The organism is Paractinoplanes aksuensis (assembly GCF_024137025.1).
In the GTDB taxonomy this organism is placed as follows: domain Bacteria; phylum Actinomycetota; class Actinomycetes; order Mycobacteriales; family Micromonosporaceae; genus Actinoplanes; species Actinoplanes aksuensis.
In genome coordinates this window covers 46,214-60,988 of the sequence record NZ_JAMYJR010000001.1, presented here as the reverse complement: position 1 = coordinate 60,988, position 14,775 = coordinate 46,214, and the positions used below count along the sequence as shown (strand labels likewise).

8 protein-coding genes are annotated in these 14,775 nt (G+C 68.3%); 6 read left to right on the top strand and 2 right to left on the bottom strand.

Going from position 1 to position 14,775, the window contains the following annotated elements:
* Positions 1 to 77: 77 nt before the first annotated feature.
* On the top strand, positions 78 to 1,778 hold the full coding sequence (locus M1L60_RS00255; protein WP_253235159.1) for an alpha/beta hydrolase: 1,701 nt from the start codon (positions 78 to 80) through the stop codon (positions 1,776 to 1,778).
* 40 nt (positions 1,779 to 1,818) lie between these two features.
* On the opposite strand, the gene M1L60_RS00250 is transcribed toward M1L60_RS00255, so the two are convergent.
* Positions 1,819 to 4,848, bottom strand: a complete 3,030-nt coding sequence (locus M1L60_RS00250; protein WP_253235158.1) for a COR domain-containing protein — start codon at positions 4,846 to 4,848, stop codon at positions 1,819 to 1,821.
* A 622-nt stretch (positions 4,849 to 5,470) separates the two neighbouring features.
* Here M1L60_RS00250 and fxsT (M1L60_RS00245) point away from each other — a divergent pair.
* The 5 genes from fxsT (M1L60_RS00245) (at position 5,471) to M1L60_RS00230 (ending at position 11,457) form a co-directional block, all read left to right on the top strand.
* A complete protein-coding gene (fxsT, locus tag M1L60_RS00245; protein ID WP_253235157.1) occupies positions 5,471 to 8,203 on the top strand; it encodes an FxSxx-COOH system tetratricopeptide repeat protein in 2,733 nt (910 codons plus the stop codon).
* Positions 8,204 to 8,250: 47 nt separating this feature from the next.
* Positions 8,251 to 9,495 carry an FxsB family cyclophane-forming radical SAM/SPASM peptide maturase gene (locus tag M1L60_RS00240; protein WP_253235156.1) on the top strand — a complete coding sequence of 415 codons (1,245 nt, stop codon included), beginning with the start codon at positions 8,251 to 8,253 and terminating at the stop codon, positions 9,493 to 9,495.
* Positions 9,492 to 10,703 (top strand): HEXXH motif domain-containing protein, encoded by a 1,212-nt coding sequence (locus tag M1L60_RS00235; protein ID WP_253235155.1) that lies wholly within the window; start codon positions 9,492 to 9,494, stop codon positions 10,701 to 10,703. The genes M1L60_RS00240 and M1L60_RS00235 overlap by 4 nt, the downstream gene beginning before the upstream one ends.
* A 172-nt stretch (positions 10,704 to 10,875) precedes the next feature.
* Positions 10,876 to 11,151 (top strand): FxSxx-COOH-like cyclophane-containing RiPP peptide, encoded by a 276-nt coding sequence (locus tag M1L60_RS48625; protein ID WP_498370520.1) that lies wholly within the window; start codon positions 10,876 to 10,878, stop codon positions 11,149 to 11,151.
* Between the two features lie 123 nt (positions 11,152 to 11,274).
* Complete coding sequence (locus tag M1L60_RS00230; RefSeq protein WP_253235154.1) at positions 11,275 to 11,457, top strand: hypothetical protein; 183 nt, start codon at positions 11,275 to 11,277, stop codon at positions 11,455 to 11,457.
* 81 nt (positions 11,458 to 11,538) lie between these two features.
* On the opposite strand, the gene fxsT (M1L60_RS00225) is transcribed toward M1L60_RS00230, so the two are convergent.
* Entirely contained in the window at positions 11,539 to 14,532 is a 2,994-nt protein-coding gene (gene fxsT / locus M1L60_RS00225) for an FxSxx-COOH system tetratricopeptide repeat protein (protein ID WP_369077198.1), read from the bottom strand.
* Positions 14,533 to 14,775 lie beyond the last annotated feature (243 nt).

Genomic DNA, 14,775 nt, shown 5'->3' with positions numbered 1-14,775 from the left:
GGCTGTTGACCTGCGGTGTGCACGTGCACAGAATCGACCCGTCACTGCGTGGACATCAGACTGAAACAGGAGCGGTCATGTCGATGAAGGCTCGGCGGGCGCTGTTCGCCGCCGTCATAGTTCTGCTCGCCTCGGCGGTCGCCCCCGCCGCCCCGGCCGCGGCCACCGGGAACTGCGCCACCACCGGGTCGGTCGACTTCGGAGTCGACCTGGCCGGCGGCGGGTGGAAGTTCACCACCGGCGACGACCCGGCCTGGTCCGACCCGTCGTTCGTGGACACGGGCTGGCGCGACTGGAGCGTGCCCGACAACTGGGGTGCGGTCGAGGACCTCGCCTCGTACGACGGTTACGCCTGGTATCGCAAGACCTTCACCCTTCCGGTACGACCGGCCGGCGTCACCGACTCGGCCGTGGTGGCGGCCCTCGGCAAGATCGACGACGCCGACCAGACGTTCCTCAACGGCACCGAGATCGGGCGGACCGGCGGGTTCCCGCCCACCTTCGACTCGACGTGGGAGGTGCCGCGGGAGTACTACCCGGCCGACGGACTGCTGCGCTGGGGCGGCACGAATGTGATCGCGGTGCGGGCGTACGACGGGACGGGCGGCGGCGGGTTCCATCAGGGACCGGTCGGGCTGTTCTCGAAGGCGCGGTTGCGCGCGTTGGCCGGCATCACCGGGACGGCGGCCAACCGTACGCAATTGGCTCTGGTCTGTGCCGTGCTGAACAAACAGCACCGGGCTGTTGCCGCCGGTGACCGGCGCGGGTACGCCAAGACGCTGGCCGACGGCTTCTTCCACCAGGGCGACACCGCGGCCCGGCGGCTGGCTGAGCTGAAGGCGCCGCTCACCGACACTCAGGCCGAGGTCTTCGTGGACAGCCAGGGCCGGCTGGTGGTCGACACGATCCGGCAGTGGGGCACGCTCGCGCCGGCCCGTGAGCTGCTCTACATCGACCCGCGGAAGGGGGTCGAGCTGGGCGACCACGCGCGGTTCTTCCGGGACGAATACGACTCGGCGGCGATGAAGCGGCGCGTGCAGTTCAACGTCTATCTGCCCAAGAGCTACACGCGGACGCAGGCCAAGCGCTTCCCCGTGGTCTACATGCTGAACGGTTTCAACGGCAGCAACATCGAATGGGAATCGCGCAAGATCGACGCTGTGCTCGACCGCCTGCCCTTCGAAGAGAGCATCGTGGTCTTCCCGGACGGCGACAGCGGCTGGTACGTCGACACGTCGGCCGGCAACTTCCGCTCGATGATCGTCGACGAGATCGTGCCCCTGGTCGACCGCAACTACCGCACGATCGCCGACCGTGAGCACCGCGGCATCAGCGGCGTGTCGATGGGCGGGCAGGGCGCGTTCACGCTGGCCCTGAAGAACCCGGACGTGTTCAGCTCGATCGCCAGCCACATGGGTGCGCTCAGCTTCGGCCCGCTGGTCGGCACCCCGGCCGAACAGGCCGCCAACGCCGGCCTGCGCCCGCTGACCCTGGTCGCGGCCACCAGCGTGGCCGACCTGAACCGCCACCGCTACTACTTCGACGGCGGCGACTCCGACGACTACCGCTTCGGCGTGGCGGCCCAGCAGATGAGCACGCTGCTGGCCTCGAAGGGCGTCAAGCACGACTACCAACTCGGCCCGGGCCGCCATGACGACGCCTACTGGATGCCGAAGCTGGACCGTTCGTTCGGCCTGCACGCGGAGCAGTTCCGGGCCCATCCGTACCGCCAGCCGAAGGAGCCCAAGCCCACCAAGTCCCCGTACGTCTGGCCGTGACCTCGCGCGCATGCCTCCGCTCACTGCGGAGGCATGCCGCCTATTCCGGACGTTCCCCGACCTTGGTCTCCAAGGCCTCGTACAGCTCGGCGAAGCCACTGCCGGCATGCCTGGCCGCGGTGAAGACGTTCATGTCGGCGAGGACGTCGGTGATCCGGGCGATCGCGTTGCGAATTGTCTCGTAGAGGTCGAGCTCCTCCCGGATGCCCTGCAGGTTTTCCTGGCCGACCAGGCGCATCGCCTCGTCGAGTCCGGCCCTCTTCTCTTCCCAGTAGCGCACGTACTCGAGCCGGCCCATCGGATCGAAGATGTTCGCGTCGGGCATGAGGATCGGGAACACCGACTGTACGAAGTTCTCGCGGTCGGCCACCTCGGTCAGCTCGAACATGCAGTTCTTCGAGCGCAGGTAGGCGTCGTCGAGTACGACGACCACAGCCTGACCGGCCCCGAGCCGCCGCATGAACTGCTGGATCGGATCGCGATAGCGCATCTCGTTGCGGTCACGGGTGACCACCAAGCCGCGTGCGGCGAGCTTGCCCTGCATCTCGTCCACCAACTCGTCGGCATCACCGCCCCACTTGTACGAGACGAAGACCTCGCCCGGTCCGGCCTTGCGGCGCGGGCCGCCGGCGTCCTCCGGCTGCCACAACTCACTGAGCAGGACCGCCGCGTCGACGAGCCGGTGACTGGACCGGCACTGAATCGGATCGCCGGCCCGGGCGAAATCTTCGAGCTCGCGCACGCTGAACATGGTCGGCTCCTCGGCCACCCGGCACACGTCACAGTTGCACGGACGCAGTCGCTCGAAGCGCAGGTCCGGATAAGACCGGTGAATGAGATTGAGGGCCCGATCCACGATCGAGATCATGACCCGGGTATTGCGGGCGCCGAGGCGGATCTGGAGCCGGCGGCGCCGGTAATCCTCGATCACCTCGGCTCGTCCCGACTCGTAGCGGAGCACCACCCCGTTGCGCCAGACCGCTTTGTCCTCGATCAGGTCGTGCAGGTCGACGATGAGCCGGCGCACGACCCCCTTCGGCATGACGTCGTACTCGTAGCGGAGGGTCAATCCTCCCCGGTCATCCCAGGGGTAGGCCGGGCGGACCTGGGAGAGCAGCTGCGGCGCCACGAACCGGTCGGAGGTGGGCACCTGGAAGCAGAGGGAGAACTTGGCCATGAGGCGCACCAGTTCGTCGCGTACCGGCTCGTAGATCGGCTCGTGCCACACCCGCTCGAGGTCTTCCGGGCCGAAGACACCCTGGTTGGCCACGATCTGCGGATCGTCCAGCACGCGGTAGACCGCCGCCGTGCCCCACTCCGGCTTGAGTACGACCGTGCGGCTCAGCAGCGGGTCTTCCTGGAAGTACAGGCAGATGCCGAGGTCATGCAGGAAGCCGCCGAGCTGTTTCATGTCGGCTTCGCGGGCGAAGCCGTGTTCTTCACAGATGCGGAAGAACTCGGTGGAGCTGATGTATTCGCGGGTGTCACCCTCCAACGCCAGCCGCACGTCCTGCCAGGTCTTGGGCAGGGCGGTGCCGATGTGGGGCAGCAACTCGAGTTCGCGGCGGACCCGGGCCACTGTCTCGGCCAGGCCGCTGTTGTCGGAGAGATCCACACTGAGCGCGGCCACCAGGTTCGGGTATTCCTGCCGCAGCATCCGCAGGTCGAGGTCGTGGCTGCGGCCCTGCTTGCGGTTCTGCACGATGATCAGCGGGCTGCCGTCGCTGAGCAGGTTGACCACGTCGAGCCAGTACCGGAAGTCCGTGTCCTCCTTGCGTTCGTCCGAGACCAGCACATAGACGGAGCGTTTGGTCAGGAAGAACTGGTGGGTCGAGTGGTAGATCTCTTGCCCGCCGAAATCCCAGATGTGCACGCGGAAGTCGCGCTCGAGCACCCGTTCGCCGTCGGCTTCGACAACACGGACCGCGGACGGGAAGCGCCACGAGGACACCGCGATGCCCTGGGTCGAGCCCTCACCGACGTTCAGGGCGTAGTCGGGCCGGAGGATCTTCTTGGCCAAGGTGGTCTTGCCGGCGCCCGCCTCCCCGACGATCAGGAGCTTGGCCTCGGACAGATAGTCGGTGCCGGAGGCTCTCTCTTGCCGCCAGTAGCTCCTGATCGCGTCCAAGCCGCGCGCGGTGACCTCGGGCGGGGGCACGGTGAGTTCCGGCCGGGTCTCGTCGACCCGCAGCCGGGTGAGCGCGGGCAGCCGCAGGATCTCGGCCGGGATGCGCTGGATCGGGCAGCCCCACAGGTCGAGAAAGGTGAGCCGTTCCAGCTCCCAGACCTTGTCGGGGATCTCCCGCAGCGGATTGGAGCTCAGCGTCAGGCGGCTCAGCCGCTCCGCTTGCCCCAGCGCGGCCGGCAGTCGGGAGAGCCGGTTGTGGCTCAGGTCGAGGACGGCCAGCGCGGGCACCTCGAAGAGCCAGTCGGGCAGTTCGTCGGGGAGGACCCCGGACAGCGACAGCTCGGTGAGGTGCCGCAGCCGCCGGATCGGCTCGGGCACGCGACCCAGGGGGCAGTCCACGATCCGCAGCGTCCGCAGCCGGGGCGAGCCACCGATCAGCGCGTCGAGGTGCCGGTCGACGTCGGCCAGGTTGCTCCACGTCGAGGACAGCAGCATGCGCTGCGGCTCGATCACCAGTTCGGTCAGGCTGAGCTGACGTTGGTCGATCAGCTGAGCGAGGTGGGCGATGGCAGCGGCGTCATCGCCCGTGCTGATCGTGGCGCCGTAGACCCGGCCCGGGGCGATCATGCGGCGGAAGGCGTGGAGCTTGCCGGCGTCGAGCGCCCAGCGCACCCAGGGCAACGGGGGCATGACCTCGAGCGGGCAGCCGCGCGCGTCGATGGTCTCGACCGGCAGGTCGGCCAGCCAGCCGGGGAGCTCGGTCACCCCGGTGCCGGTGAGCCGCAGCGTTCGCAGGCCGGTCAGCTGACGCACTGCGGCCGGCAGCTCGCGGGGGGCGCCGTGGTGATAGCCGCGACCGAGATCGAGCGTGTCCGACCGGCCTTCGGCGACGGCCTGGATATCCTGCCCGGATCGGGATACTGACCCGCGATCATCAGTCACCCGTCAACCGTACCGACGACTGTCCATGCGGCACGGTGGGTCGCCGCCACTTGTCGTTGCCTGACAGGCGCGATGTATTGCCCGAATACCCAGTATCAGAGAAGCGAAGCGCGCTCGGCCGGGCTCGGGTGCGGCTGACGGCCGATCTGATCACCACTGCCGTCAGCCCAACGGGTGTCGCCGAGTCGCACTGAGAGTGCGCAGGTCAGGATTCGGGATGCGGACTCCGCACGATCTGCGCGCCATCCGTGAAGCGACCGTCGGGAACGTGAAAAGACTGATGGTGACGGGAATGCGGGCCGGGTCGGCCGTCGTAGCGGATCTATCATCGGCATCCGCGGGCGTCCGGATCTGTTCCTGCCGCGACTTTACGGGCTGTTGTCGCAATACTCCGGTGTGGAATGCTGCCTTACAGAACTTGACAGTTTCTGGCACGGGACAGCGAGAGTGGATGGTTGACCTCTCGTAACCGCTGACGAGCGGTGGTCCGACGGGGCGGGCGGGCATGGGAGCGTGACAGGTGCAGCATGAAGATCTATTTACGCAACTTCGGATCCTCTACCGCGCCGCCGGACAGCCGTCGTCCCGCCGTATCAGCGGCGAGATTCGTGACCGTGACGAGATGACCGAGAAGGTCAGTCACGAGACGGTGAACGCGTTGCTGAACAACGCCGTGATCCCGAAGTGGAGCAAGGTCGAACCCGTGGTGCGGGTGCTGGCCGAGACGGCTGCCCACCGGCCCGACCCGCAGGCCGAGGTTCAGCGGTTCCTGGCGTTGTGGAACGCCCGCACCGACAACAAGTCCGGGATGTCGCCACCGGCCGGGCCCGTCGAGGTCGAGCCGCCGTCGGTCGAGCTCCCGCACGGCTCGGTGCCCCCACGCAAGCCGGGCTTCACCGGCCGCGAAGACCTGCTGGAACTCATGAAACAGCCGGTCGGCGCCGACGCCGGACCGTGGCGGCCGATGATCCTGCACGGGCTCAGTGGCGTCGGCAAGACCAGCCTCGCGACCGAGTTCGTGCATCGCGAGCGGGCGCACTACGACGTCGTCTGGTGGATCGTGGCCGAGCAGGTGGCGCCGACCCGGGCCGCGCTGGCCCAACTGGCCGACCGCCTGCCGGAACAGGTCGAGATCAGCCAGTCCGATGTCGGCCAGACCGTTCTCAACCTGCTGGGTGCGCTCGAACGGGCCACCTATACCTGGTTGCTGGTCTATGACAACGCCATCGGGCCCGAGCACATCCGCGAGCTGCTGCCGACGGCCGGCCGCGGAACGGTGATCGTCACGACCCGCGACGGCCGCTGGAACGAGCACGGCCGCACCGTGCCGGTGGGCGTGATGCCCCGCCAGGACAGCATCGCCCTGCTCCAGCGCAGCGGGCGGATCAGCTTCGACGACGCCGATCTGCTCGCGCACCGGTTGGGCGATCTGCCGCTCGCGCTGGAGCAGGCGTCGGCCATGCGGTCCGTGGTCGGGATCTCGGTCGCGGAATACCTGCGCCGCCTCGATCGCCAGGCCACGGCGGTGCTCAGCCTGGGCCGCCCGCGTGACTACCCGGAAACGGTGGCCGGTGCCTTCGGCCTGGCGTTCGACGAGGTCAAACGGGTCTCGGTCGGCGCCGGTCAACTGCTGGCCATGCTCTCGTGCATGAGCGCGGAACCGATCTCGCCGGCCCTGCTACGGACCGCCACCGAGCATTCCATTCCGCCCCCGCTGGGCCGGGTGCTGGCGCAGGACAACCAGCTCGACGCGGCCCTGCGCCTGCTGGAGCGGTACGGCTTGATCACCGCGGCCGACGGCGGTCAAAAGGTCCAGGTGCATCGGTTGGTGCAGCTGGTGGTGCGCGACTCGCTGTCCGACGATGACCTCGACGGCGCCTTTGACAACGCCCGGCGCCTTCTGGTGGCGGCCAACCCGCACGACCCGGACGACCCGCTGACGTGGGAGATGCACGCCCAGATCGGCCACCACATCGGCCTGACCGGGCTGATCGACAGCGTCGCCCCGCCCATGCGCCGAGTAGTGCTCGACCAGATCCGCTACCTCTACTTGCTCGGCGACTTCGACGGCAGCCTGCGGCTGACCGACAAGGCCCGCCAGGCGTGGGCCGGACCGGGCGATGTGTGGGACGACGACGAGACCTTCGCCTGCATCGACCGGTACGCGCTGAACCTGGTCGCGCTCGGCCGGTACAACGAGGCCGACAAGCTCTACGACCTGGCTTGGAAACGTCTGAACAACCACGAGCAGTTCGGCGCCAACCACGACCGTACGGCCCGTACGGCCAACGGCGTGGCCATGGTGAGCCGAATCCTCGGCAGCTACGGCAAAGCCGCGAACCTCGAGCGTTACCGCATGGAGTACTACCAGCGGACCCGGGGCGACAACAACGTCGAGTTGCTGCGGGCCCGGAGCAACATGGCCCTGTGCCACCGGGCGATCGGCGAGTTCGAGAAGGCCCGCGAGATCGACGAGGACCTGGTGCGGCTCTGGCGGCAGGCGCACGGTGACAACGACTACCGCACCCAGTTCGCCGTCTCCAACCTCGCCCGCGACCTCTACGGTCTCGGCCGGTACGAGGAGGTGTTGCGGCTCCAGGAAGAGATCCTGCCGGCGATGCGCGACCGGCTCGGCGACCGGCATCCGAGCGTCATGCTGGCCGCCCGCACGACGGCCATCGCGCTGCGCAAGACCGGCCGAGTGGCCGAGGCGTTGCGCGCCAGCCAGCAGCACCACCTGATCTGCCAGGGCGAGTGGGGGTCCGAGAACGGCAACACGCTGGCCGCGGCGATGACCTATGCCAACGCGGTGCGCGTCGCGGTGGCGGCCCGGCTGCCCGGTGCGCCGTCGCTGACATACACCACCAGCCTGCGCACGGTGAACACGTATCGTGCCCGTTTCGGCGAGACGAACCCGGTGGCCTTGGCGGCCGCGGTCAACCACGCGATCATCCTGCGCCTCATGGGCGATCGGAACACGGCCCGCCGCACCTGCGAGTCGGCCTACCGGCAGCTGCAGGACCAGGTCGGGGCCGCTCACCCGTACGTGCACGCGGCCGCCGTCGGGCTGGCCAACGACCTTGTGGTCAACAACGACATCGAGGCGGCCGGGCGCCTGCTGCGGACAACGCTTGAGAGCGCGCGGGCGGCCAAGCGGGAGCGGCACCCCGACATGTTGATCTGCGCCGTCAACCTGGGCATCATCACCCGCGAGCGGGACCCGGCGGGCGCAGCCACGCTCATCGGACCGGCGCTCACCGCACTGCGTGAGCTGCTCGGCCCCGACCATCCGCAGGTGCGCGCGGCGGCCGACGGCGAGCGCGGGGAGTGCGACATCGAGCCGCCGCCGTTCTGACCGCCCCGTAAGCTTCCCTCGGACGCAGCCGGCCGGAAAGGGATTTCATGCCCACCGAACGTTCCTCGGTGCTACCCCTGATCACCAGGGCTGCCGAGTGGCCGGTCCGGGGGCTCGACGTGAAGCGTCTGCGGGCTGAGGGCCACCGGCCGGTGCCGTTTCGCGACGTGGTGCTCAAGGTGCATCAGCGCTGCAACCTGGCCTGCGACTACTGCTACGTGTACGAGATGGCCGACCAGTCCTGGCGGTCCCGTCCGATTTTCATGTCCGAGACGGTATGGCGGGCGGCCGCCGACCGGATGGCCGCGTTCGCCCGCGACAACGAGCTCGACCGGATGCGCCTGGTGCTGCACGGCGGCGAGCCGCTGCTGGCCGGGATCGACCGGCTGAGCGACCTGATCACCGAGTTCCGCCGAGCCTGCGCCGGCACCACCCTGCGCGTGCAGATGCAGACCAATGGCGTCCTTCTCGACCGAGCCAAGCTCGAGGCGTTGCAAGCCCACGGCGTCGAGATCGGGGTCAGCGTCGACGGCGCCCAGGCCGATCATGACCGGCGACGCCGGCACGCGAACGGCCGGGGCAGTTTCGGCGCGGTCGAGAAGGCCCTCCGGCTGCTGATGACCGATGACTACCGCGAATCGTTCGCCGGTCTGCTGTGCATCGTCGACCCGACGACAGACCCGGTCGCCACCTATGAGGCGTTGCTGAAATATCGACCTCCGACGATCGATCTGCTGTTGCCGCACGCGAACTGGGATATTCCGCCCGACCGCCCGGAGGGTGCCGGGCCGACGCCGTACGCCGACTGGCTGATCGCGGTGTTCGACCGCTGGTACCGCGCCCCTGTGCAAGAGGTCAGCATCCGCCTCTTCGAGGACGTGCTGGCTCTGCTGCTCGGCGGCTCGAGCCGGTCGGAGCAGATCGGCCTGAGCCCCGTCGCCGTCGTCGTGGTCGAGAGCGACGGGGCGATCGAGCAGGTCGACTCGTTGAAGTCCGCCTATCCGGGCGCGTGCGACACCGGGCTGAACGTGCTGACCGACCCCCTGCACGCGGCCTTGGACCACCCCGGAATCGTGGCCCGCCAGATCGGGCTGCGGGCACTGAGCGAGACCTGCCTCGCCTGCCCCGTCCGCGACGTCTGTGGTGGCGGACACTATGCGCACAGGTACCGAGGCGGCCGAGGCTTCCTGAACCCGTCCGTCTACTGTGCTGACATGCTCGAGCTGATTCGGCACGTACGCGCGTGCGTCCTCACCGATCTGGAACGACGGTCCACGCACGATCCGGCGTGAACGGCTATCACCACCTGACCTCGGCCCAGCTGGCCGCGTTGGCCGCCGGCGCCACCGACATGGCGGCTCTGGCCGAGTTGGGCGAGAGCCGGGTCAGCCGTCACCTGCTGCTCCTGCTGCCGCTGATCCGCGGGTGGGTCGGCGACGAGGGCGAACGGGACACCGCGGTATCCGTTCTCGAGGCGGTCCAAGAGGCTGATCCCCAGGTCTTCACCTGGCTGATCGGGGACCCGATGGTTGGTGCCTGGCTGAGTCGGACCAGCCGGGAGCGAACCCGTACGGGGGATTTTCTCGAGTTGGGCAACTTCGCCGCGGCCGCCGCCCTCCGGGCCGGACGGGACTGCCGGGTGACCGGGTGGGCCCGCGAGGGCCGCTTGGTGATTCCCACGATGGGCACGGCCGTCCTCGGCGACGACGCGTCGGCGCCGGTCCGCATCGACGTCTCGGGCGGCGCCGTGACTCTGATCGGTTCCTCCGGTGTCGGCACGACCCTGGTCGAGGGCCGGAACTGGTGGCCACTGCGGCAGTTGCGGGCTCGCTGGGACGGGCTGGAACGCGCAGTGCGCATCGAGGACGCGAGCCCGTTTCGGGGCGGATACCACGCCGCGCCGAGCGACCGGTTGGACGACGACGAGGCGGCCGTGTGGCAGAGCCGTTTCGCCAAGGCTTGGAGCCTGATCGGCCGGCACCTGCCCGATCGGGCCACCGAGATCGCCCTCGGCCTGCGGGCCGTGGTGCCCCTGATCGACTCTGGCGACGGTTCGTCACGGAGTGCGACGGCCCGGGAGTCGGTGGGCGCCCTGGGCGCGAGCCGGCCCACCTCGGCTGAGGACTTCGCGGTCACGATCGTGCACGAATTTGCTCATTCGAAATTGAGTGGCGTCATCGATATAGTTCCGCTCTACCGCCCCGGCGGTACGGAATTGCACCGCGCACCGTGGAAGAAGGACAAGCGTCCCACCTCAGGCCTTCTACAAGGAGTTTTCGCGTTCCAGCAAGTGGCCGACGCGTGGCGCTGTCTGGCCGCCGAGCCCGCGCTGGCGGAAGTGGCACGCGCCCAGTTCACCGATCTGCGTGATCAGGTGCGCGTCGGTTATCGGTCGTTGGCGGCTTCACGAGAGCTGACCCCGGCCGGCGCCGAGTTCGTCGCCGTCCTCGGGGCGGCAGTCGACCGCCTCTTCGACGAGCCTGCACCTCGGGCGCGTTGACTCGTTACGCAAGGGAGCACCGCGAGCGCGGATGATACGTCATCCTGGTGATCTAGTAAGTCGACTTTTGCGTAGCTGAACATTGAGCGTTTCCGGCTCCTCGAACCGGACGTCTTCATACGACCTCGATGCCCGGTCGCCGCGGTGACCGCCGAGCTCGGAAAGGATCATCGTGCCATCTTCGGAACGTCCCCTCGACGATGAGGAGACCGTAACCCCGCGACTTCTGGGCGTCGCCCTGGAAAGTCTTATCAAGAGCGACGACACCGTGCTGAACAGGGCGATCGAGCGGGTTCGGCGAGAGGCCTTGTACGGTGCGCAGAGCTATGCGGCGCACAGTAGCAGTCCGGTCATGGATCCGACGGAGCCCCCGGCTCTGGCGGGGGGTGGGAAAGAGTCGGACGTCAAAGTATCGTGGGGTTCGGAGTCGGACGGGTCGCCGCGCTGATGTGGGTGCCGCCAGGTCTCCGGGCGGCGGTTGCGTCGCAATTCAGGGGCTGATCGCGCCGGCCTGTCCGCCATGGCCGTCGGATGCGGAGCCGCCGGTCGCCGCGGGACCACTGGAGGCAGCATGTCCGAAGAATCTCGGCTAGCGCCGGAAACGCCCGAATCCGAAGGACTCCTGAACGTTTCCCGCCAGTCGGTGGCGGATTTGCTGAACGGCCGGGGCGATGTCCTCGAAAACGCCATGAGACGTGTGCGGGATGAGGCTCGGAACAGCGAGAAATTCGCCGCGTTCGGCAACACGCCCTGATCTGAGTTCGCGGTCTCGGAAAGGCGAAGGCCGCCTATTCTCGTAGCACGAGGTAGGCGGCCTTTCACGACCGTGGGCAGGTCAGGTGGGCGGCGGCTCGATGTCGCATTCCGCCCGGCGGCCCAGCCGGGCCCCCAGCGTCTCGGGGTGGGCCGTCCCGAGCAGTTCCGAGAGCGCGCCGACGACGGACGCCAGCTCTTCCTCGCCCTGGGTGGTCTCGCCGACCGCGATCCGGTCGAAGGTCGCATTGACCGCGCAGAGCAACGTGTAGGGATGCTCCGGACCGCGTGACCGCTGAGAGATGGCCAGCGTCTCGCTCGACAACCGATGGGCGGCCTGGTCGTCACCCAGAAGGGCCAGGTCGTTGGCCAAGCCGCTGGCCGCGCACAACGTATAGCCGTGGTCGGCGCCGAGGATGTCGATCATTGCCCGGTGGGCGGCCACGTCGAGCCGGTGGGCCTCGTCGAGGTTCTTGATGCTGCGCTGGATGACCGCCTCGTTGACCTGCGCCACCAGGGTCAGCGGGTGCAGGTCGCCGAAGGTTCGCCGGTATCGGGCCACCGCGTCGACGGCCAGCCCGCGCGCCTCGCTGAGGCTGCCACCGACCCGCAGAGTGTTGGCGTAGGTCATGGTCGCGGCCAGCGCGTGCTCGTGCGCTTCGCCGTAGCGGGCCACGCAGTCGTGGTAGTTCTCGCGGGCGACCTGGAGCGCCTCGTCGTAGCGGCCGGTCTTGCGCAGCGCCATCGCCAGGGTGCGACTGGCCAGCAGCACCATGGGGTGCCGAGCGTCGTTCATGGTCCGGCGGAAGATCGGCAGGATGCGGCCCTGCAGTTGCAGAGCCTCCTCATACTTGCCCAGGCCGTAGAGATCACGGACCAGGTTCGACTGGGCGAAGAGCAGGCGCCGGTGATCTTCCGTCAGGGTCTCGTCGAGACGGAGCACGATGCTGTCGTCAATCTTGAACGCGCCTGGGAAGTCGCTCAGCATGCGCAGGTTGACGGCGAGGTTTCCCTGGTTGCGCAGCGTGGTCGCGTCCTCGGCGCCGAAGACGCGAACATATCGGTCGACGTTCTCTTGCTCGAGTGCGAGCGCCTGCTTGAACTCGCCGGCCACGCGCAGGGCCACCGCGACCGTCGCTGCCGTCCAGAGCGTGTGCTCGTGGTCGGGGCCGAACTCGGGGCTCTTGCGCAGCCGGGCCAACGTCGACTCGGCCAGCTCGCGCGCCCGGCCGTTGATGCCGAGCGAGAGCAGGGCGTTGCTGAGGTGGCGGGAGGCCAGCAGCGTCAGCTCACCGTCGGGTCCGAGGTCGGGCTGGTCCGTGCGCTCGACCCAGGCGTCGACCGCCGCCTGGCCGAGCCGGCGGGAGCCGTCGTAGTCACCGATGTTCCACAGGTAGCGGATCTGGTCGAGGACCGTGCGTCGCCCGTCCTCCTCGGCTGAGTTGATCAAGCCGGAGGGATTGACGTGCGGTGCGATCTCGGCGTGCAGCTCGCGGGTGCCGTCGTCGTCCGGTTCGCCGGGGTTGGCCGCGCCGAGGAGCCGGTGGACGTTGGTGCGCCCGCGATCGAGCAGTTCCTCGTCCAGGATGTCGCGCAGTGCCACCTGGAGCAAGCGGTGGACCTGGATCCGGTTTTCCACATCGACCTTGGCCAGGCCGTATTTTCGCAGGTCGCGCGCCATCCGGTCGGGCGCGGTGGAGTCACGCAGGGCCCGGGCCAGCGGCTGGGAGATCGTGCCGAGCCGACCGCGGCGCAGCAGGCCGACCGAGATGGGCTCGGCCCCGAACACCGCGAACATTTCGAGCAGCTGGGCGACGGCCGGCGCGTCCCGCTGGAGGCGTTCGAGCGCGAGTTTGACCAGAGCGGCGATGCTGAGCGGGTAGTTCACATCCCGGTCGCGGGCCGACAACTCGTCGAAATGCTGGTCGAACAGGCTCAGGTATTCGGTGATCGTCATGGCGGTGGCGGTCTGCCACGAGGCCGCCTGGTCGAGCGCGAGCGGGAGGTCGCCCAGCTTGGCGGCCAGCCGGTCGGCCTCGACCTCGGTGATGTTCGTGCCGCGCCGCTGCACCAGCTCGATGCTTTCCGGCCGGTCGAAGACGTCGACCTTCACCGCGTCCCAGACGTCCAGCCAGGCCGGGTTGCGCGAGGTCAGGATGACGTGGCCACCGGAGGACGGGATCAGGTGGTCGAGGTCGGTCGGATCGTTGGCGTTGTCGAAGACCAGCAGCCAGCGCTTGTCGGTGCGGGCCAGCGCCTCGATCACCAGCGACGCCGCCTGGGTGAACTCTTGAGTGCCGGGGATGCCGAGTTTCTGACCGAGCTCGGCCAGCGACTGGAGCACCAGCGTTTGCTGCTCGGCCGGGACCCACCACACCAGGTCGTAACGCTCGCCGAACCGGTAGGCGAACTCGACCGCCAGCTGAGTCTTGCCTACGCCGCCCGAGCCGTGCAAAGCGTGCGGAAGCACCGACGCCTTGTTCTTGGCCTCGAGTGAGCGTTGCAAATTCAGCAGTAGGCCCTCGCGGCCGGTGAAGTCCGGATTTCGGGGCGGAACATTGCCCCAGATCCGGCCGGAGTCGGTCGACCCGGCCAACGCGGGAGAGCCCGGCAGCGTGCTGAGGGATGACAACGAATCCTCGCTCTGCGCATCAGTGTCCGGTACACGGCTTTTGTCAGCATAGTGCGCAGCGTGTGGTGGCGGGGGGAGATTGAGGTCCCGACCCGCGGGACCGATCTCGACGAGCAGGCGGCGCAGTCGTCCCTCGCTGAGGCCGGCGCCCTGGCCGGCGACATCGGCCCAGCGACCCAGCTCGACCGAGTGTGCCGGCCCGACCTCGTGGGACAGGCGAGTGGCGTAGACCACCAGGGGTGGCACGTCGGGGACCGGCGAGTCGAGCGTCGCGATCTTGTCGACGACGCGGCGCCCGTCATTCCAGTCGAAGGCCTCGGGAAGAGGCAGAAAAGGGAAGATGTCTCGCGCCACCGCCGCGAGTTGCCCTGCCGAAACAACGGCCAACAGGCGCGCCAGAGCGTCGCGGCCGGCCTCAGCGGATACTCGCGCCGAGTCACTCACCCGGAAAGTATCCAATATGGATCATGGAATCCGAAAGTCTTCGCGGGTGACCGATCAACGATGATCCCCCTGGCTCTGCGTCAAAAACCCGCAAATGGGTGTACTTGGGTCATGTTTCTATCTGTTCGGCCATCGTGCACCGCCGCCCGGTCGCTAGAGGTGGCGCGATCGGTGAAGACAAGGAACTGTCATCTGGCTGCGGAAGGTCTGAGACACCCGTCAGGCATTCAGGAAGTAGGTGCC

What these genes read in the sequence shown, in the direction of transcription:
- M1L60_RS00255 (WP_253235159.1), top strand. Translation starts at nt 78, where the DNA reads ATGTCGATGAAGGCTCGGCGGGCGCTGTTCGCCGCCGTCATAGTTCTG.
- fxsT (WP_253235157.1), top strand. Translation starts at nt 5,471, where the DNA reads ATGACCGAGAAGGTCAGTCACGAGACGGTGAACGCGTTGCTGAACAAC.
- M1L60_RS00240 (WP_253235156.1), top strand. Translation starts at nt 8,251, where the DNA reads ATGCCCACCGAACGTTCCTCGGTGCTACCCCTGATCACCAGGGCTGCC.
- M1L60_RS00230 (WP_253235154.1), top strand. Translation starts at nt 11,275, where the DNA reads ATGTCCGAAGAATCTCGGCTAGCGCCGGAAACGCCCGAATCCGAAGGA.